Origin of the sequence: Pseudomonas huaxiensis (assembly GCF_003231275.1) — a bacterium.
Taxonomy (GTDB): domain Bacteria; phylum Pseudomonadota; class Gammaproteobacteria; order Pseudomonadales; family Pseudomonadaceae; genus Aquipseudomonas; species Aquipseudomonas huaxiensis.
Map to the genome: position 1 here is coordinate 79,843 of NZ_QKVL01000019.1, position 19,898 is coordinate 99,740.

18 protein-coding genes and 1 pseudogene are annotated in these 19,898 nt (G+C 66.0%); 12 read left to right on the forward strand and 7 right to left on the reverse strand.

Annotated elements, in window-relative coordinates; all coding sequences use genetic code 11:
- The first annotated feature begins 135 nt into the window (after positions 1-135).
- Together DM374_RS19560 and DM374_RS19565 are read left to right on the forward strand one after the other, a co-directional pair.
- Positions 136-2,913: a hybrid sensor histidine kinase/response regulator gene (locus DM374_RS19560; protein WP_110971372.1), complete on the forward strand. Its 2,778-nt coding sequence runs from the start codon at positions 136-138 to the stop codon at positions 2,911-2,913.
- A 40-nt stretch (positions 2,914-2,953) separates the two neighbouring features.
- The gene (locus tag DM374_RS19565) at positions 2,954-3,550 is read left to right on the forward strand and encodes a MarC family protein (protein ID WP_110971373.1); all 597 of its coding nucleotides are present in this window, start codon (positions 2,954-2,956) and stop codon (positions 3,548-3,550) included.
- 9 nt (positions 3,551-3,559) lie between these two features.
- On the opposite strand, the gene DM374_RS19570 is transcribed toward DM374_RS19565, so the two are convergent.
- The 7 genes from DM374_RS19570 to cobG all read right to left on the reverse strand — a co-directional run bounded on the left by DM374_RS19570 (position 3,560) and on the right by cobG (position 10,083).
- Positions 3,560-4,138: a hypothetical protein gene (locus tag DM374_RS19570; RefSeq protein ID WP_157969727.1), complete on the reverse strand. Its 579-nt coding sequence runs from the start codon at positions 4,136-4,138 to the stop codon at positions 3,560-3,562.
- 54 nt (positions 4,139-4,192) lie between these two features.
- Positions 4,193-4,858 carry a hypothetical protein gene (locus DM374_RS19575; RefSeq protein WP_110971375.1) on the reverse strand — a complete coding sequence of 222 codons (666 nt, stop codon included), beginning with the start codon at positions 4,856-4,858 and terminating at the stop codon, positions 4,193-4,195.
- Positions 4,859-4,897: 39 nt separating this feature from the next.
- Positions 4,898-5,593 carry a hypothetical protein gene (locus DM374_RS19580; protein ID WP_110971376.1) on the reverse strand — a complete coding sequence of 232 codons (696 nt, stop codon included), beginning with the start codon at positions 5,591-5,593 and terminating at the stop codon, positions 4,898-4,900.
- 95 nt (positions 5,594-5,688) lie between these two features.
- A complete protein-coding gene (cobJ, locus tag DM374_RS19585; RefSeq protein ID WP_110971377.1) occupies positions 5,689-7,389 on the reverse strand; it encodes a precorrin-3B C(17)-methyltransferase in 1,701 nt (566 codons plus the stop codon).
- Positions 7,389-8,120, reverse strand: a complete 732-nt coding sequence (locus DM374_RS19590; protein WP_110971378.1) for a precorrin-2 C(20)-methyltransferase — start codon at positions 8,118-8,120, stop codon at positions 7,389-7,391. The genes cobJ and DM374_RS19590 overlap by 1 nt, the downstream gene beginning before the upstream one ends.
- The gene (locus tag DM374_RS19595; RefSeq protein WP_110971379.1) at positions 8,120-8,746 is read right to left on the reverse strand and encodes a precorrin-8X methylmutase; all 627 of its coding nucleotides are present in this window, start codon (positions 8,744-8,746) and stop codon (positions 8,120-8,122) included. Before DM374_RS19595 ends, DM374_RS19590 begins: the two co-directional genes overlap by 1 nt.
- Positions 8,743-10,083: a precorrin-3B synthase gene (cobG, locus tag DM374_RS19600; RefSeq protein ID WP_110971380.1), complete on the reverse strand. Its 1,341-nt coding sequence runs from the start codon at positions 10,081-10,083 to the stop codon at positions 8,743-8,745. Before cobG ends, DM374_RS19595 begins: the two co-directional genes overlap by 4 nt.
- 102 nt (positions 10,084-10,185) lie before the next feature.
- Between cobG and cbiE the strand changes: the two genes are divergently transcribed.
- The 10 genes and pseudogenes from cbiE (at position 10,186) to DM374_RS19650 (ending at position 19,691) form a co-directional block, all read left to right on the forward strand.
- The gene (gene cbiE / locus DM374_RS19605) at positions 10,186-11,391 is read left to right on the forward strand and encodes a precorrin-6y C5,15-methyltransferase (decarboxylating) subunit CbiE (RefSeq protein ID WP_110971381.1); all 1,206 of its coding nucleotides are present in this window, start codon (positions 10,186-10,188) and stop codon (positions 11,389-11,391) included.
- Entirely contained in the window at positions 11,384-12,478 is a 1,095-nt protein-coding gene (locus DM374_RS19610) for a cobalt-precorrin-5B (C(1))-methyltransferase (protein ID WP_110971382.1), read from the forward strand. The genes cbiE and DM374_RS19610 overlap by 8 nt, the downstream gene beginning before the upstream one ends.
- Entirely contained in the window at positions 12,475-13,206 is a 732-nt protein-coding gene (locus DM374_RS19615; RefSeq protein WP_110971383.1) for a cobalt-precorrin-6A reductase, read from the forward strand. The genes DM374_RS19610 and DM374_RS19615 overlap by 4 nt, the downstream gene beginning before the upstream one ends.
- Before the next feature lie 85 nt (positions 13,207-13,291).
- A complete protein-coding gene (locus DM374_RS19620; RefSeq protein WP_110971384.1) occupies positions 13,292-13,729 on the forward strand; it encodes an NfeD family protein in 438 nt (145 codons plus the stop codon).
- A gap of 37 nt (positions 13,730-13,766) precedes the next feature.
- Positions 13,767-14,620, forward strand: a pseudogene (locus DM374_RS19625) (SPFH domain-containing protein).
- Between the two features lie 132 nt (positions 14,621-14,752).
- Positions 14,753-15,133 carry a DUF2946 domain-containing protein gene (locus DM374_RS19630; protein ID WP_110971385.1) on the forward strand — a complete coding sequence of 127 codons (381 nt, stop codon included), beginning with the start codon at positions 14,753-14,755 and terminating at the stop codon, positions 15,131-15,133.
- 49 nt (positions 15,134-15,182) lie between these two features.
- A complete protein-coding gene (locus DM374_RS19635) occupies positions 15,183-15,662 on the forward strand; it encodes a copper chaperone PCu(A)C (protein WP_110971386.1) in 480 nt (159 codons plus the stop codon).
- Positions 15,663-15,681: 19 nt separating this feature from the next.
- Positions 15,682-16,116: a DUF2946 domain-containing protein gene (locus DM374_RS19640; RefSeq protein WP_110971387.1), complete on the forward strand. Its 435-nt coding sequence runs from the start codon at positions 15,682-15,684 to the stop codon at positions 16,114-16,116.
- A 79-nt stretch (positions 16,117-16,195) separates the two neighbouring features.
- Positions 16,196-18,274 carry a TonB-dependent copper receptor gene (locus tag DM374_RS19645; protein ID WP_110971388.1) on the forward strand — a complete coding sequence of 693 codons (2,079 nt, stop codon included), beginning with the start codon at positions 16,196-16,198 and terminating at the stop codon, positions 18,272-18,274.
- A 49-nt stretch (positions 18,275-18,323) separates the two neighbouring features.
- Positions 18,324-19,691 (forward strand): PepSY-associated TM helix domain-containing protein, encoded by a 1,368-nt coding sequence (locus tag DM374_RS19650; RefSeq protein WP_110971389.1) that lies wholly within the window; start codon positions 18,324-18,326, stop codon positions 19,689-19,691.
- Positions 19,692-19,898: the final 207 nt, after the last annotated feature.

Here is a 19,898-nt window from a genome sequence, read left to right on the forward strand (position 1 = left end):
CCTGCCTGAGCGGGAGCGTGGCGCCTTTGCGCTGCGGCTCCCGGCTCGTCGTCAGGGCCCGGGCAAAACCTTGCCTTCGGCTTGGCACGCCGCGCATAGTGGTACACCGGCACTCAGCTAGGAAGGGAAATCGTCGTGCGTTGGCTCAGGATTGCCATTGGAACCATCGTCAGCCTGCTGACCCTGCTCTGCCTTATTCCGGCCGTGGCCGAATCGAGCAGCGGCTGGGCGGTGCTGCTCGACGGCCAGGCCAATCTGCAACTGGGCGACATCCGTTCCGAACGCTACCGCAACCAGTTCAGCCCCATCGAACTCAACCAGCTCAACGCCGCAGAGCCCAACCAGGCGCTCTGGCTGCACTACCGGCTGCCGCCCGGCCAGCATGAGCAGGTTATCCGGGTGTTCGCGCCCGACCTCTCGCGTCTCGACCTTTACGTCCTCGACGGCAACAACCTGCTACAGCAGTCGCACAACGGCCGTCGCAGTGACAGCGGCCTGCTGACCCTGAGCAGCAGCGACCACCTGCTTTCACTTCCCGCCAGCCCCGTGGCACTGGATGTTTACCTGCGGTTGGTGTCCGAACACCAACTGCGCCCTGGCATCAGCCTGTTGCCTGCGGTCGAAGCCGCCGCCGACCAGCGTCGTCCGCTGTTGTTCGGCTTGCTGTTCGGCTGCCTGGGCATGCTGGCGCTGCACAACCTCACCCGCTTCGCCTACTCGCGCTCCACCGCCAGCCTGTGGCTGGCCGGCTATCACCTGCTGATGATGCTCAGTGCGCTGATCCTGCTCAACCTGAGTGGCCCATGGAACCTGTGGCACTCGGCGCAGACCCCGGCGGCCTACCTGACAGTGCTGCTCGCCACGCTCTGTGGGCTGGTGTTTACCCAGCGCTTCTTCGCCCCGCTTGGCCAACCCCGCCTGACCCGCTTGTTGCAGGGCCAGATGCTGCTGGTGGTGTTCTGCGGCCTGCTGCTGTTGTTCGTCGATACCCTGCCGCTGAACCTGATGACCTACGCGCTGGTGGCACTGGGCTGCCTGAGCATGCTCGGCGTCTCGCTGTATCACTGGTACAAGGGCTTCTCGCCGGCGCGCCTGCTGAGCCTCGGCATGCTGATCTTCACCGTCGGCTGCCTGGTGGTCTTGCCGGCCCTGCTCGGCCTGACCCGCACGCCGACCCAGTGGCTGCTGTTCATCCTGCTCGGCCTTACCGTGTTCAGCGGCCTGCTGCTCAACCTTTCGGTCAGCGAGCGCCTGCGCTATATCAACGAAGCGCGCTTCAGCGCCAGCCGCGAACTGGCCGCGAGCACGGCCGAGATCAACGCCAAGGCCGAGTTCCTGGCCAAGATCAGCCACGAAATCCGCACCCCCATGAACGGCGTGCTGGGGATGACCGAACTGCTGCTCGGCACACCGCTGTCGGTCAAGCAGCGCGACTATGTGCAAACCATCCACAGCGCCGGCAACGAGCTGCTGACGTTGATCAACGAGATTCTCGACATCTCCAAGCTCGAGTCCGGGCAGATCGAGCTGGATGACGTGCAGTTCGACCTCAACGCGCTGATCGAGGACTGCCTGGGCATCTTCCGCGCCAAGGCGGAGCAGCAGAACATCGAGCTGATCAGCTTCACCCAGCCGCAGGTGCCGCGGGTGATCAGCGGTGACCCGACCCGCCTGCGCCAGGCGATGCTCAGCCTGCTGGACAACGCCCTGAAAAAAACCGACCACGGCGAAATTCTGCTGGTGGTCGCCCTCGATCAGCGCGGCAGCAGCCCGCGCCTGCGCATCGCCGTGCAGGACTGCGGCGAAGCCATGCAACCCGCCGAACGCGACGCCCTGTTGCAGGCCGAGCTGCACAGCAAACACTTCCTCTCCAGCAACAAGCTGGGTGGACATCTGGGGCTGGTGATCGCCAAGCAACTGATCACGCTCATGCAGGGCGAATTCGGCATCAAGACCAGTCACAACCAGGGCAATACCCTATGGCTGACCCTGCCGCTGGACCCGCAGCGCCTGGAGCAGCCGGCCACCGATCTCGATGCCTCGCTGCGCGGCGCCCGGGTGCTGGTGGTGGACGACAACGACACCTGCCGCAAAGTGCTGGTCCAGCAGTGCGGCGCCTGGGGCATGAACGTCAGCGCGGTGCCGTCGGGCAAGGAAGCGCTGGCCCTGCTGCGAACCAAGGCACACCTGCGTGACTACTTCGACGCGGTCCTGCTGGACCAGAACATGCCCGGCATGACCGGCATGCAACTGGCGGCGAAGATCAAGGAAGACCCGAGCCTGAACCACGACATCCTGCTGGTGATGCTCACCGGTATCAGCAACGCGCCGAGCAAAGTCATCGCGCGCAACGCCGGGGTCAAGCGCATCCTCGCCAAACCGGTGGCCGGCTACACCCTCAAGACCACCCTGGCCGAAGAACTGTCGCAGCGCAGCAAAGTGCCGCCGCCGGGCTTCATGCCTGCCCAGCGCCCGGCGCCCATCGAACTGCCCGCCGATTTCCGCATTCTGGTGGCCGAAGACAACAGCATCTCCACCAAGGTCATCCGCGGCATGCTCGGCAAGCTCAATCTGGAGCCGGACACCGCCAGTAATGGTGAAGAAGCGCTCAAGGCCATGAAGGCGCAGCATTACGACCTGGTGCTGATGGACTGCGAAATGCCGATCCTCGATGGCTTCTCCGCAACCCAGCAACTGCGTGCCTGGGAAGCCAGCACCCAGAGCCCGCACACGCCGGTGGTGGCGCTGACCGCGCACATCCTCGCCGAGCACAAGGAGCGCGCGCGGCTGGCCGGCATGGACGGGCACATGTCCAAACCCGTGGAGCTGTCGCAGTTGCGCGAGTTGATCGAACACTGGGTGGCCCGCCGCGAGCAGTCGCGGCCAGCCGCCGATGCGCCGCTCTCGCACTGATACACTTGCCCCGCCTTTTCTTCTTTCGCGAGCCCAGACCATGCTTCATGAGTTGTTCAGCGTTTACCTGAAAATGCTCGTGCTCTACAGCCCGTTCTTCGTCCTGTCCTGCTTCATCAGCCTGACCCGCGGCTACTCCAGCAAGGAGCGCAAGCACCTGGCCTGGAAGGTGGCCATGGGTGTGCTGATCGCCAGCGTGCTGCTGTACCTGTTCGGTCGGGTGATCTTCGGCGTCTTCGGCATCACCGCCGATGCCTTCCGCATCGGTGCCGGCAGTGTGCTGTTCATTTCTGCGCTGGGCATGGCCCAGGGCAAGTCGGCAGTGCAGACCGACAACGTGCAGCAGGACGTCACCATCGTGCCGCTGACCATCCCCCTGACCGTCGGCCCCGGCACCATCGGTGCGCTGCTGGTAATGGGCGTCGGCCAGCCGCACTGGGACGACAAGTTGCTGGCCATCGTCAGTATCGCGCTGGCCAGCTTCACCGTCGGTCTGGTGCTCTATCTCTCCAACCGCATCGAGCGGATCCTGGGAGACCAGGGTCTGCAGATCGTCAGCCGACTCATGGGTCTGTTCGTCTGCGCCCTTGCCGCGCAGATCATCTTCACCGGAATCAAGGGCTACCTGATTTCCTGAGGCGCTGCCTCAAAGCTCATAGACCTCCTGGCGAAGAGCCTGCTCCAGGCTCTTCTCGACCTGCCGCCTGAAATTTTGCTCGAACAGGCGCACGTTGAAACGCACCAGCTCGATCCTCGAACCGGTCACCACGCGCTCACGGTAGAGAAACCCGCTGAGCAGTTCCTCTCGCTCCAGGGTTTCGTGATACAGCACCAGGTCCACGTAACCTGGCTTGATGATCCGGCAGGGCAGTAACTGGAAAGACTCAGACGTCAGCGAGCGGGCCTCGAAGCGGTGGAGCGCAGCCTCGCTGGCCTGCAGCGCCTCGATGGACCAACGGGTCATATCCGAATACTGGCTGTCGGCGGTGGCATTGATCTGCGCCAGAACATCGTTCAGCGCTTTGCGGCGTTGCCGATTGGGATCGAAGGATTCCCGCGGCGGTCGGGCGTCCCAGCCCAGGAACATCAGTTGTCGCCGATAGAAGCTGTAACCGTCGCTCACCCCCTGGTTATCCAGCACATCCTGCGTCGCACGCTGGGCGAAGAGCATTGCCATCTGGACGCTCTCACGGACGTCTTTGCCGATATCAGGGAAAAAGGACATCAGGGCATTGCCCACGACGGATGTCCGAGGTTGATCTGTCATAGCGTTCTTGCCTCAGTGAAGGGTGCAAGTGGCTGCCGCGTCGAGCAACACGCGGGCAAAGCGGTCGTGTCCGGGTTCAAGCAACTCGGGAGCTGGTTCGGCCATGAGGCTCTGGATCGACAGGTCGCCGCGCAAGGACGCGCCGTCCAGCGCCGCCACCAGCCAGTCAGGGCCAGGCGTCTGGCTGGTTTCCAGAGCGATGCTGCATAAGCTCAGTCGCGAGCCGGGTCGCAGCACGCCCATCTCCAGCACCAGGCATGCGCCACCTTGTGGCAAGCGCCGCAACACCGAACCGCGCAGTTGCTCGATACCCGGTTGCTGCGGGTCCAGCGCATCGACACAGCGCTCCAGCACCGCACCCAGTTCCGGGTGCTGAGTGCTTAGCCACAACACCAGAGGCTGCATGGGCGCCAGCACGGTCCGACAATGCGCGAGCTCGATGCTCTGGCAACTGTGACTCACCCACCAACCGCGTTTGCCCAGAGCATTGCGATAGGCTCGATACCATTGCCGGTGCTTGTCGAAGCGCGATGTCATCAGACCGTCTGCCGAGCGCTGGGCATAACGCAGCGAACCCAGCACATTCTGGCGATCCACATCTCCGACCTGAGGAGCCACCAGAATCAGGCTGCCCTCGCTGGTCCACATCGTGTAGCCGTCGATATCCACGTCGGTCATCTCCAGAAGAATGCCAAGGGCCCGCTGCTTCAGCGTCGGTCAGATGTCGTAGTCCATGATCCTGCTCAGGGCCCGCTCACCCAGGCGGTGCTCAACGCCCGCGCGCACGCTGGCATACACCAAGCTGTTGAACGACAGGGCCGCAGTGCCCTTGTAGGTTTCCGAGGTGGCGCTGTCCCAGTCGAATACCAGGACATCGACATCCTCCTTGCGTACCGTGCGCTGAATCGCGCCAAGCGCCATCACCACCTCACCGCTCTCGGTCTCGGTACAGGAGGCCAGGCCAACGACCACATGGGAACGTCTTTCCAGATTGCGCTTGAACACGGTCAGGGCCGGCTGGTTGGTTTCCAGGCCCTTGATTGCTGCCTCGGCGAGCGACTTGATCGCGGCGGTCACGGGGCCACCCAGCAGCAGGCTGGTAGCCGCAGACTGCACAGCTTTGACGGCGACGTTGGCAACCTTGAGCGACTGCTCGGTGGTGCTTTCCTTTTCGTGGGTGCGATGCGCGACGACCCAGCCGCAATCGCCCATGACCTGGAGGAACGAGGTGAACCAGGATTCGCTCATGACGGTCTGGTCGTGGAGTTTGTTGGCGACCAGAGTGGCGAACAGGAAGCTGTTTTTTACGTCGATGCGGCTTTGCGCGGACATGCCGGCGCCGAAGGCCACAAGGGAGCTTTCCACCACGGCGGCGGAGCTCAGATTCATGGAAGGGTTGCTGTCGTTGGTCATAGCGAAGTCCTTTTTAGGTGTTCCCTCTCAGGAGGGAACGCCAAGGTACGTCGCAACGACAGCGGGGTCAGGAACGAAGCCTTTCCCCGCAGTACTCAGTCCGCCTGGGGATACCAGCGCGGCGTATAGACCCACTCGCCGCCATCGGCGCGGGCGAAAGTGCGGGTGGTGCTGGAACCGATCAGCACCATGGTGCGCATGTCGACCATCTCGGGCTGCAACTCACCCAGGCGAATCGCCTTGAGCGACTGCCCCGGCCGGGCAATATCGCGGCCCAATACCACGGGCGTCTGCGGCCCGCGATGGCGACGGACGATGTCCAGCGCCTGCCCCAGTTGCCAGGGCCGCGAGCGCGAGATCGGGTTGTAGAAGGCCAGGGCCAGGTCTGCCTCGGCGGCCAGGTCCAGACGCTTCTCGATGATCGACCACGGTTTGAGGTTGTCCGACAGCGAGATCACGCAGAAGTCATGCCCCAGCGGCGCACCGGCCTGGGCCGCGGTGGCCAGCGAGGCGGAAATGCCCGGGAGCATTTCCAGCTCGACCCGATGCCAGGCCGGATCGTCGGAGGCTTCAAGTGCTTCCAGCACCGCCGCAGACATGGCGAACACGCCAGGGTCACCCGACGACACCACAATCACCGAGCGCCCCTGCGCCGCCAGCTCGAAAGCATGACGAGCGCGTTGCAGTTCTTCGCGGTTGTCGGTGCAGTGCAGCACCTGATCGGCACGGAATGGCCCGGCCATGCGCACGTAGGTTTCGTAGCCGAGCACATCGTTGGCCCGCGCCAGCTCGGCCTTGACCGCCGGCGCCATGAGCTCGGCGGAGCCCGGGCCGAGGCCGATCACTGCGACGCGGCCCCGGCTCTGGCCAATGCGTTGCGGATCAATCGGCGCGTTGGCTACCGCTATCGCCAGTCCCTCGCCCACCGCTTGTGGTGCGAGCAACTGCGGCAATGCCCGCGCCGCCAGGGCGCTGACCGAGGCCTGGGCCGGTGCAAAGCGCAACGGCACACCCAGCTCGCGCGCGGCGTCGTGCAAGGCCGGTTCGGCCATGTCGTCAGCCTTGGCGAGCAGGCAGGCCAGCGATGCCTCCGCGATCTTCGCGTCGTGCAGGGCCGCACGCACCGCCTCGGCCAAGCCTGTGACCGAGGCCGAAACCGCCACCAGCACGCACCGCGGATGGATCAGCAATTCGTTGGCTGCCGCCTCGCGTTCGGCGCAGCCGACATGAATGGTCAGGGACGCCTGCTCATCCTGCGGCAAGCGCGCTTCGTCGAGCCAGGGCGCGGCGCCTTCGATGCGCACGCGCTCACCGGCCAGCAAGTCGGAGACGAAGCGCTTGCCCAGCTCCAGGTCCGCCAGGGCATAGCCGCTGGGAGGATTGAGCAGGCAGGTGCCGAAGCGCAGTTCGCCACTGGTGGTGATCGCCGCGGCGACGCCCAGTCCAGCGGCAATTTCCCGCGCCATGACATTCACCCCGCCCAGCCCGCCCAGCAGCGGCACGACCGCGCTACCGTCCTCGGCCACGGCCAGCACCGGTGGCTCCGCGCCTTTCTCCAGCAACACGCCGGCGAGGCTGCGGATCACGATGCCGGCGGCGCACAAGGCGATGATCGGCGTGTCCTGTTGATAGAGCTGGCGCAGGCTGGCGCCGAACTCCTGATAGCTGACATCGACGTCTTCGACCCGGCCAGCCAGGCCGTGGATCAGGGCGTCGGGATACAGCTGCTGGATCTTGCGGGCCGTGGCCACGCTGCCTTTGCCGAGGATGACAATGGCCGGTGCGCGTCGGGTCATCAGCCTTGCCACCTTTCGCCGGGAACGATGATCAGCGAGAAGTACGGCGACGACGCCGGATCGACCTCATCGAGCGCGACGATCTTCTGGTTGGCCATGGTCGCCCGCTCCACGTACAGCGCGCGGCTATCGAGACCCAACTCGGTCAGCACCTGGCGGACCTTGGGGAAGTTACGCCCGAGCTTCATGATCACCGCCGCATCGGCATCGGCCAGACGGCGCTTGAGTTCGTCATGGGGCAGCACGCCGGACAGCACCGACAGGCTCTGGTTGCGATACACCAACGGCGCACCGAGCACCGAAGCACCACCAAGCATCGAGCAGACACCCGGAATCACCTGGGCGTCATAGCGTTCGGCCAGGCGATCGTGCAAGTACATGTAGGAGCCGTAGAAGAACGGATCGCCTTCGCAGATCACCGCCACATCGCGGCCCGCGTCCAGGTGTGCGGCGACCTCGATGCTCGCGGCATCGTAGAAATCGCTGATGACCTGTTCGTAGGACAGCGGCGCCGGCAGCGCCTCGGTGGTCACCGGATAAACCAGTGGCAACAGGGTCTGCTCGCTTTGCAGGTACTGCTCGATGATGCCAAAGGCATTGCCGCGCTTGCCCTTGGCGACGAAGTACGCCACCACCGGCGCTTCACGCAGCAGACGCAGGGCCTTGAGGGTGATCAGCTCGGGATCGCCGGGGCCAACGCCCAGGCCGAGCAAACGTCCACGGGCCTGCATCATTCGACCTCCGTGGCGAGGGCGTTGACCGCGGCGGCGGCCATGGCGCTACCACCCAGACGGCCTTCGACGACCACGAACGGCACGCCACGGCTGTCCGCCGCAAGCATCGCCTTGGACTCCGCCGCACCGACGAAGCCCACCGGGAAGCCGAGGATCAGCGCCGGTTTCGGTGCGCCGGCGTCGATCATTTCCAGCAGGTAGAACAGCGCGGTCGGCGCGTTGCCGATCACCACGACGCTGCCTTCCAGGTGCGGGCGCCACAGCTCCAGGGCCACCGCCGAGCGGGTGTTGCCCAGTTCCTTGGCGAGGTCCGGAACGCTGTCGTCACGCAGGGTACAGATCACCTCGTTGTTGGCCGGCAGGCGCGCGCGGGTGATGCCTTCGGCGACCATCCGCGCGTCGCAGAGAATCGGCGCGCCAGCGGCCAGGGCTTCACGCCCGGCCTTGCCGGCGCCTTCGGAAAAGCGCAGGGCATCGACCACCTCGACCATGCCGCAGGCATGGATCACCCGTACCGCGAGCTTTTCCAGGTCGGCCGGAATCCGCTCAAGGCGGGCCTCCTGGCGAATGATGGCGAAGGAGTTGCGATAAATCTCCTGGCCGTCGCGGATGTAATCAATCATCGAGGGTTGCTCCGTGGGCGGGCGTCCAGCGTGGCGCCCGCTTCTTCCAGTGTCAGGTTGCGCCCGGCGACAACGCCGGGGCCCGGCTGCGCCGGGTCGTGAAAATACAGGTCATAGCGACCGGGGCCGACCGCCAGCAAGGTGACCGGCGCGGTATGCGCCATGGCGCAGGAGCGGCCGCAGCCGCTCAAGTGAACGCCAGCCACCGGGACCGGCTGGCGCAGGCTGAAGGCCAGTTGCAGCGCATCGCCCTTGGTGTCGGCGAGGGCCTTGGCGCAACCGGCCGAGCCGGTGCAGGCGACCACGCCGGCCAGCGGCTCGGCGGCGTCGGTGATCAGGCCAAGGTGAAGCAAGGCGGCCAGCACCCGTTCGGCGCGGGCAATGGCAATGTTCGGCAGCAGCACGCTCTGCCAGGGCGTCATGCGCAGGCTGCCGTCGCCCAGTTCCCGGGCCAACGCACCGACGCCACGCAATTGCACCGCGCTCAGGCGGCCGAGCGGCGCCACCGCGCCCACCGCGACCCGCTCGGTTTGCTGCTGGGGATAGACACCCAGGTGGCGCGCGAGGTCACGTCCGGGGCGGCGCCAGTCGAGCACAGCAGCATCGCGGCGCAGCGGCAACGCCAGGCCGGCGAGGAAGGCGTCCGTGGGCAGTGTCTCCAGCAACTGGCGCATTCGCGACTGACCGGCATCAGCCAGATCGAGAAACCGCTCCAGCACCGCCCGCACCAGCGCCAGCCCTGCCGCCACCGGCACAGCGGCCACCGGCGCATCCCGTCCCGGACAGCCCGCCAGGCCGAAGGCCAGCCACAGATCGTCATCCAGGCGCAGCGGCGACAGCCACAGGTCGTGGGGATGCCAGAGCATCGCCAGGTCTTCGCCGCCATCGAGCTGCACGGCGAACTTGGCCGACAGTGCATGGAAGCGCGGCGTGGTCTGCAGCAGGTCGAGAATCTGTGCGCCCAGCGCGCGGGTGTCGAACAGCATGGCCGGGTCGAGGCCTGCGGCGGGGCTGAGCATCAGGTTGCGCACGTCATCGCCGGCGGCGACCCGCGGGCCCAGGCCGGCCGCCAGCAGGTGCGCGATCAGGCCCTGCTGGTCGCTGCCAACGCCACGAATCTGCAGGTTGCTGCGGTTGGTCACCTCGATCACGCCCCCGGCAAAACGCTCGGCGGCCTCGGCCACGGCTTCGGCCTGGTCGGCGTCCAGATGCCCGGCATCCAGCTTGATCCGTGAGATGCCGCCATCGCGGGCCTGGACGATGCGCCACAACCCCGGGCAGGCCGAGGGGCGAATGGCAGGAGCGGGTTGGGATTGGTTCAAGGGTTCACCCGTCAATCGTCAAATGGGGCTGGGCACCGGAAGGCGCGGTATTATGCCTGCTTTGCCCGGCGGCGGGCCAAGCCTGCCGGTCGGATAGGCCCGGAAAAGAGGAACGGCATGGCGCCCTGGTTGACCATAGTAGGAATCGGCGAAGACGGCTTCAGCGGCCTCGGCAAGCAAGCCCGGCGCGCCCTGCTGCACGCTGCCAGGGTGTTCGGCAGCCCGCGCCAGCTCGACCTGCTGCCCCATTGCCTGAAGGCCGAGCGCCTGACCTGGTCGAGCCCGTTCTCGTTGGCGCCGGTGCTGGCCCTGCGCGGCGAGCCGGTGTGCGTGCTGGCCAGCGGCGACCCGATGTTCTACGGCGTTGGCGCCAGCCTCGCGCGGCAAGTCGCGGCCGATGAGCTGAACGTGATTTCCGCCCCTTCTTCCTGCGCCCTCGCCGCCGCCCGCCTCGGCTGGCCATTGCAGGAGGTGGTCATTGTTTCCGTGGTCGCCCGCCCGCTGGCGCAACTCAACGCTCACCTCTACAGCGGCCAGCGCCTGCTGGTGCTGAGCAACGATGGCAACAGCCCCGCCGCCATCGCCGCTCTGCTGCGCCAGCGCGGCTTCGGCCCAAGCCAGTTGCATGTACTGGAACACCTCGGCGGCAGCGCCGAGCGTCACCTGCAAGGCAGCGCCAACGACTGGCAGGACGGCGCGGTCGCCGACCTCAATCTGGTCGCCATCGAATGCCGCGCCGACGCCAATGCGGTGTGCCTGTCGCCACTGGCCGGGTTGCCGGACAACGCCTTCCAGCACGACGGGCAGATCACCAAGCGCGATGTCCGCGCCATCACCCTGGCTCGCCTCGCCCCGCAGCCAGGCGAGTTGCTCTGGGATGTCGGCGCCGGCAGCGGCTCGATCGGCATCGAGTGGATGCGCGCGCACCCGGCGTGCCGCGCCCTGGCGATCGAAGCCGACGATGGCCGCCAGCAACTGATCGAACTCAACCGCGATGCCCTCGGCGTGCCAGGCCTGCAACTGGTGCGCGGACGCGCGCCGGAAGCGCTGCACGGCCTGGAGCGCCCGGACGCGATCTTCATCGGCGGCGGCGTCACCGTGCCCGGCGTGCTGGAGCATTGCTGGGAGCACCTGCGCCCCGGCGGTCGGCTGGTGGCCAACGCGGTGACCCTGCAAAGCGAAGTGCGCCTGATGGAATGGCGCGAGCGCCACGGCGGTGAACTGACCCGCATTCATGTCGCCCAGGCCCAGCCGCTGGGTGGCTTCGACACCTGGCGCCAGGCGCTGCCGATCACCCTGCTCGACGCCATCAAGCATGCGTGACGAAACCGCCGAACAGCCGGCGCCGCTGCGCAGCGGCCTGACCACCGGGAGTTGTGCCACCGCCACCAGCCTCGCCGCCGCGCGCTTGTTGCTGACCGGGCAAGCGCACGATGCGGTGGAAATCACCCTGCCCAAGGGCAAGCAGGTGCAGATGCGCCTGGAGTTTTGCCGCCTGCACGCCCCGGGCGCCGAGGCCGGCACCCTCAAGGACGCCGGCGACGACCCGGACGTGACCCACGGCGCGCTGCTGTTCAGCCGCGTACGCCTGCTGGACGAACCCGGTGTGCGCTTCGTCGCAGGCCAGGGCGTCGGCACCGTGACCCGACCCGGACTGGTGCTGACCGTGGGCGAGCCGGCGATCAATCCGGTGCCGCGCCGAATGATGACGGAGCACCTGACCCGCCTCGCGCAGGAATGCAATTACTCCGGCGGCTTCGAGGTCACGGTGAACGTACGGGACGGCGAAAACCTGGCGCTGAAGACCATGAACCCGCGCCTGGGCATTCTCGGCGGCCTGTCGATCCTCGGCACCAGCGGTATTGTCCGGCCCTTCTCCTGCTCGGCCTACATCGCCTCGATCCATCAAGGCATCGACGTCGCCAAGACCAACGGCTACGAACACATCGCCGCCTGCACCGGCAACGCCAGCGAGGACACCATGCGCCGGGTCTACGGCATGCCGGAAATCGCCCTGATCGAAATGGGCGACTTCGTCGGCGCGGTGCTCAAGCACCTGCGCAAGGTGCCGGTGGCGCGCCTGAGCCTGTGTGGAGGCTTCGGCAAGATCAGCAAGCTGGCCGCCGGACACATGGACCTGCACAGCCGCCATTCCAGCATCGACCTGCCGCAACTGGCGCAATGGGCCGCAGCGGTGGGCGCCGATGCGGCGCTGCAAGCGACCATCATTCAGGCCAATACCAGCCAGCAGGCCCTGGCCCTGGCCCACGCCGCCGGCGTACCACTGGGCGATGCGGTCTGCGCCCACGCCCTGGCCTTCGCCCGCAGCGTGGTGCCGGCGCAGGTGCAGGTCGAAGTGTTCGCCATCGACCGCCAGGGCGGCATCGTCGGCAAGGCGGGTGTGCAATGAGCCAGCGCATCCTGCTGCTTGGCGGCGTCACCGAGGCCCTGCGTATCGCTCGCCAATTGGGGCCTGAGCACGTCTACAGCCTGGCCGGGATCGGCCGGGTGCCGGATGATCTGGCCTGCCAGGTGCGCGTCGGCGGTTATGGCGGCGCGGACGGCCTGGCCGCCTACCTGCGCGCCGAAGGCATCGACTTGCTGATCGACGCCACCCACCCCTACGCCGCGCAAATCAGCGCCAACGCCGCCAGCGCCGCGACTCTCGCCGGCATTCCCTGCTGGGCCCTGCGTCGTCCCGCCTGGCAGGCCCAGGCCGGCGACGATTGGCGCGAAGTCGCCGACTGGGCCGAACTGATCGCGGCACTGCACACCTTCCGCCGCCCGCTGTTCACCCTCGGCCGCGAACCGCTGCAACACCTCAATGAGATCCCCGACCACCAGTTCTGGACCCTGCGCGCCCTCGACGCTTGCCCCGCCAACGACCGCTGCGAAGTGATCGGCGCCCGCGGGCCGTTTCTGCTGGGCGACGAGCGGCAGTTGTTCGAACGCCGCCAGATCGATGTGCTGATCAGCAAGAACAGCGGCAGCAGTGCCACCGAACCGAAGTTACAGGTGGCCCGCGAGCGCGGCGTACCGGTGTTGATTCTCGGCCGTCCGGCGCTGCCCGAGGTCGACCGTCACTTCGCCGACCCGGCCGCGCTGCTCGCCGCGCTGGCTGAAGGACACCTCCTGTAGCAGGCCAGTGCAGCACTCGGGTATTGCCAACACACCGGCAAGCGATTCCAATGCCTCATCCTTTTCCCTACGCAAGGCTGCGACTATGGAACTGCAATGGTGGATCTGGCTCGTTCTGGGCTTTGGCCTGATCCTGCTGGAACTGGTACTGCCCACCTTCTTCATCATCTGGTTCGGCATTGGCGCCGTGGCGGTCGGAGTAATCGCCGGGCTGGTGCCTGGCCTGTCCCTGGCCAGCGAGCTGATGATCTGGGTGGTGCTCTCCTCCCTCACCGTCGCCCTCTGGTTCAAGGTGTTCAAACCCCGCAGGGCGGACAATCGCTGGACCGCCGACGAGGTGATCGGCGAAGTCGGCCTGCTGACCGCGCCAGTCTCGGAGTTCCAGAAAGGCCGCGTCCGTTTCCAGAAGCCGATCCTCGGCAATGAAGAGTGGGTCTGCATCGCCAACAGCGACATCGCCTCCGGCGAGCGGGTCCGCATCCTCGCGATCGAGGGCAACATTGTCCGGGTCGGCAAGGCCTGAAAGCGTTTCAAGACACCATCAAAGGAAGAGAAATGTCATGACCAGTCTGATCATTACCGCCACCATCGCCCTGTTTGTCCTCATCACCGTATTCAAGGGCGTACGCATCGTACCCCAGGGCGAGGAATGGATCGTCGAGCGCCTGGGCCGCTACCACACCACCCTCAAGCCGGGCCTGAACATCCTCATCCCGTACATGGACGTAGTGGCCTACCGGCTGCCGACCAAGGACATCATCCTGGACGTGCAGCAGCAGGAAATCATCACCAAGGACAACGCCGTGATGTCGCCAACGCCCTGTGCTTCGCCAAGGTGGTGGACCCGCAGAAAGCCGCCTACGGCGTGGTGAACTACTCCTACGCGGTCACCAGCCTGACCATGACCTCGCTGCGCGCCATCGTCGGTGCCATGGAACTGGACGAAGCGCTGTCCAGCCGCGAACAGATCAAGGCGCGTCTGCGCGACGCGATGTCGGAGCAGACCGAAGACTGGGGCATCACCGTGCGTTCGGTGGAAATCCAGGACATCAAGCCTTCGCCGAGCATGCAAACGGCCATGGAGCGCCAGGCCGCGGCCGAGCGTGAGCGTAAAGCCGACGTGACCCGCGCCGAAGGCGCCAAGCAGGCGGCGATCCTCGAAGCCCAGGCGCGCCAGGAGTCGGCCAAGCTCGACGCCGCCGCCCAGGTCAACCTGGCCGAGGCGTCGGCCCAGGCCATCACCCTGGTCAAGAACGCCGTGGGCAATGACGTGACCCCGGCCATGTACCTGCTGGGCGAACGCTACATCAGCGCCATGGAAAGCCTCGCGGCCAGCAACAACGCCAAACTGGTGGTGTTGCCGGCGGACCTGCAAGAGGCGGTCAGGGGCATGCTGGGTCGGGCGAAGGTCTGAATCAATGGGAGCTGGCTTGCCAGCTCCCGCACCTTCCTAAAGCGGCTGCGACACTTCATCACACCCCCATTTTTTACATCCCCGGCGTCTTCTGGCTAAATAGCCATCATTCGAATCCCACCGGATCAACCCATGCCCGCACAACGGCTCGCCTACGCCTGGATCGCCTGCTTCGCAGTGCTGTTCAATCTGCTGGCGATGCCGTTGTCCGCAAACGCCGCCAGGGCGCCCACCGAGCAACTACTGTGGGGCGCATTCTGTTCCACGGGCGGCACCAAGCTGATCGCGGTCTCTCTCGGCCAACCCGACCAGCAGAACGACGACCACGCCGTGATGCAGCACTGCTGGTGCTGCTCCGGTGCCGCGCCCTTGCTGGCGTTGCCTGGCCAGGCGCCGCAACTGGTCCTGCCGACACATGCCTTCTCCACCCCGCTGGCCATTGCCCAGCCCGCCCAGCCCACGCCCCGTGAACTGTGGCCCTCGCTCAATCCCCGCGCCTCTCCCGCCGTTTGATTCACTACGCTGATACCTGCGAACAATCTGAATCGACCGGAGACTTTTCATGCTCAAGAACGTCCTGATGCTGGCTGCCCTGCTGCTGCCCGCCAGCTTCGCCAGTGCCCACGAATACACCAAGGGCGATCTGCATATCGCCCACCCGTGGTCGCTGCAACTGCCACCGAACGCACCCAACGTGGCGGCCTATTTCATCATCGACAACAAGGGCAAGCAGGACGACCGCCTGCTCAGCGTCGACACTCCGATCAGCGATCGCTCCGAGTTGCACGAGCACGTGATGACCGGCGACGTGATGCGCATGCAGCAAGTTCCCAACGTCGCCGTGCCGGCGGACGGCAAGGTGGTGTTCAGCCCGAGCGCCTACCACGTGATGATCATGCAGCCCAAGGACCGCAGCCTGCTCAGCGACGGCAAGCGCTTCCCGCTGACCCTGCATTTCGAAAAGGCCGGCGATATCACCGTCGAAGTCGCGGTGCAAAAGCAGCCGCCTGAAGGCAGCGACGAGCACCAGCACCAGCACTGATCCCTGAGCGCCGCTCGCCATGAGCCTCGCCCGTACCGGACGCCACCGGCCCCCGCACCCTGACCACAGGACACTGCGCGCGAGCTGGCTGAGCCTGTTCGCCATGCTGATGATCTTTATCGGACCACTGGTTTCCCAGTCGATGCCGATGGATCACAGCACCTCCATGTCGATGAACATGGACATGGGCGCAGGCACGGACGACACGGCGGACCATCACGGCGATGCGCACCATGGCGGCGGCGATTCGTCGCTGCACGTCATGTGGGAGAAGTGCGGCTATTGCAGCCTGTTCTTCCATTGCCCGGCACTGCCGCAGCACCTGAGCCTGCTCAACAGCGAGGCCGTCCCGGCCAGCCACCGCCTTGTCGTTCTTCCCCGCCAGGGCCATCCGCGTCCGGCGTTCTTCCCCGGCGCCCGCAGCCGCGCGCCACCTTCCCGCAACGTCGTCTGAACATTCCGAAACAGCGCTCGTCTCCGGCCAATCGCCGCGTGCGCGCGCACCTTCATGACTGATCGATGTTGGAAGACCTATGTCCAGCTCCACCCCTGTCTATCGTTTGTCCCTGCGCGGGACCATTGCGCTGCTGTGCGGCAGCCTCTTCGTTCCCGCTGCCCTGGCCGCGGAAACCGGCCACGAAGGCCATGACCACGGCCAGCCGGAACTCAGCCCCACAGTCATTACCGCGGTGGCGCCCAGTTCGCCGCTGACCGTGATCACCAACCCCAAGGACCCACGCCAGCCCGTGCCGGCCAGCGACGGTGCCGACTACCTGAAGACCATCCCCGGTTTCTCGGCGATCCGCTCCGGCGGCACCAACGGCGACCCGGTACTGCGCGGCATGTTCGGCTCGCGGCTGAACATCCTCACCAACGGCGGCCTGATGCTCGGCGCCTGCCCGAACCGCATGGATGCGCCGACCTCCTACATCTCCCCGGAAACCTACGACCGCCTGACCGTGATCAAGGGCCCGCAAAGCGTGCAGTGGGGCCCGGGCGCGTCCGCCGGGACGATCCTCTTCGACCGCGAGCCGGAGAAATTCGGCGAACTCGGCACCCGGGTCAACGCCAGCCTGCTGGCCGGTTCCAATGGCCGTTTCGACAAGGTGCTGGATGCCGCCGCCGGTGGCAGCCAGGGCTACGTACGCTTCGTCGGCAACCAGTCGCGCTCCGACGACTATGAAGACGGCCACGGCGACACCGTGCCGTCGAAATGGGACAAGTGGAACGGCGACGTCGCCGTCGGCTGGACCCCGGACAGCGACACCCTGCTGGAACTGACCGCCGGCCGCGGCGACGGCGAGGCCCGCTACGCAGGGCGTGGCATGGACGGCTCGCAGTTCAAGCGCGAAAGCCTCGGCCTGCGTTTCGAGAAGTCCAATATCGGCGAGGTCTTCGACAAGCTCGAAGCGCAGGTCTACTACAACTATGCCGACCACGTGATGGACAACTACAGCCTGCGTACAACGTCTGGCACCGGAATGATGGCCGGCCCCATGGCCAGCAACGTCGACCGCCGCACCATGGGCGCGCGCATCAAGGGCACCTGGCGCTGGGAGGACGTGACCCTGGTCAGCGGCATCGACGCGCAGACCAACGAACACCGCCAGCGCACCGGCATGGGCGTCAACACCTATGGCAACCAGCCCTGGACCAAGGACGCCGACTTCCACAACTACGGCGTGTTCGGCGAGCTGACCTGGGAACTGGACAGCCAGGACCGCCTGGTCAGCGGCGCGCGGCTGGACCGTGCCTCGGCCAAGGACTTCCGCAAGACCCGCGGTTCGGGAATGATGGTCATGCCCAACCCGACCGTCGGCAACACCCGCGCCGACACCCTGCCCAGCGGCTTCCTGCGCTACGAGCACGATCTGGTCGACGCACCGGCCACCGCCTATGTCGGCATTGGCCATGTGCAGCGTTTCCCCGATTACTGGGAGCTGTTCTCGCCGACCTTCGGCCCGGCCGGCTCGGTCAATGCCTTCGATGCGATCAAGCCGGAGAAGACCACGCAACTGGACTTCGGCATCCAGTACAAAACCGAAGACCTCGAAGCCTGGGCCTCGGGCTATGTCGGCCAGGTGCGCGACTTCATCCTCTACGACTACACCGCTGGCACCAGCGTCTCCCGCGCCGGCAACGTCGACGCGCGGATCATGGGTGGCGAACTGGGTGTCGCCTATCAACTGACCAGCAACTGGAAGGCCGATGCGACCCTGGCCTACGCCTGGGGCAAGAACAGCAGCGACGGTTCGGCCCTGCCGCAGATGCCACCACTGGAAAGCCGCCTCGGCCTGACCTACAGCGAATCTGACTGGAGTGCCGGCGCCCTGTGGCGACTGGTCTCGGCGCAGAACCGCATCTCGGAAAACTACGGCAACATCGTTGGCAAGGACTTCGAGAAAACCGGCGGTTTCGGCGTGTTCTCGCTCAACGGCGCCTATCGTGTGAGCAAGAACCTCAAGCTCAGCGCAGGCGTCGACAACCTGTTCGACAAAGCCTACGCCGAACACCTGAACCTGGCGGGCAACGCCGGCTTCGGTTACTCGGGCTTTGAGCCCGTCAGTGAGCCGGGGCGCACGTTCTGGACCAAGGTCGACGTGAGTTTCTGACCCAACCCGGGCGCGGCCAGTCGCCGCGCCCATCACCTGGGAGAGCTCCATGAGCAAACCTTCGTTTTCTTTCTACAACCTGGCCTGGCGCTGGCATTTCTATGCCGGGTTGTTCGTGGCGCCGTTCATGATCCTGCTGGCGATCACCGGGATCATCTACCTGTTCAAGCCGCAGCTTGATCCGCTGATGTACCGCTCGCTGATGGTGGTCGAGGCCGGTCACCACCGGCATGGCGCCGACCACCTGCTGCACACCGTGAAGGCCGCTTATCCACAGGGACAGATCAGCCAGTACCTGCCGGCGCCGGCCGCCGACCGCAGCGCGCAGTTCGTGGTCAAGGACAGCGGGCAGGAACTGAACGTGTTCGTCGACCCGTACACCGGCACGCTGCTCGGCGCGCAGGATGCCAAGAGCAACCTGCAGGCCGTGGCCCGCGCGCTGCACGGCGAACTGATGATCGGCACCACGGGCGACCGCCTGGTGGAACTGGCCGCGGGCTGGGGCATCGTCCTGGTGGTGTCCGGCCTGTATCTGTGGTGGCCGCGAGGCGGGCGCATGGCCGGCGTGTTATGGCCGCGCCTGAGCGCCCGCGGACGTCTGCTCTGGCGTGACCTGCATGCGGTCAGCGGATTCTGGGGGGCGCTGGTCTTGTTGCTGATGCTGCTCAGCGGCATGACCTGGACCGGCTTCTGGGGCAAGCAATACGCCGACCTGTGGAACCGCTTTCCGGCAGCAATGTGGAACGACGTGCCGACCTCCGACCAGGAAGCCCGCACCCTCAACTCCGCCGCCCGCCAGACCGTGCCCTGGGCGGTGGAAAACACTCCGATGCCGCAGTCGTCCGGCGCCCATGCCGAGCACCAGGGTCATATGGCGATGGACAGCGCTCCCGCCGCGCCGCAGATCAGCCTGCAACAGGTCGAGGATCTGGCCAACGAGCGCGGCGTCGAGCCCGGTTACAGCATCACTCCGCCGACCACCGCCAGCGGCGTGTTCACCATTGCCGTATTCGCCGACGACCCGCGCAACGACGCCACCCTGCATGTCGATCAATACACCGGCAAGGTGCTGGTGGACGTGCGCTGGAAGGACTACAGCCCGGTGGCCCGGGCCACGGAACTGGGGGTCATGCTGCATGAAGGCAAGATGTTCGGTTGGTTCAACCAGATGCTGATCCTGCTGATCTGCCTGATGGTCCTGCTGGGCTCGGTCAGCGGCCTGGTGATGTGGTGGAAACGCCGCCCCGAAGGCGGCCTCGGCGTACCGCCACTGCGTCATGACCTGCCACGTTGGAAGACCGCCACGGTGGTCATGCTGGTGCTGGGCGTAGCATTTCCGCTGGTGGGGGTGTCGATGCTGGTGGTGTGGGGGTTGGATAAAGTGTTCGGGAGGCGGTTGTTGGCGGCGCGGGCGTGATGCCGTCGCCTCCATTGGGGGCAAGGCGGCGCTCCGCTTGCCAGCGATGACGGTGGTGAACTGATGGGCGCCATCGCTGGCAAGCCAGCTCCCACAAAAGCAGGGCATGCACCTAAAGTCGAGTCACTTTGCCGCGTCTACCCTGCGGCTTTGCGTGTTAGCCTAGCCGCCGCTTCACGCACAAGAAGACTGCAATTTATGGAATGC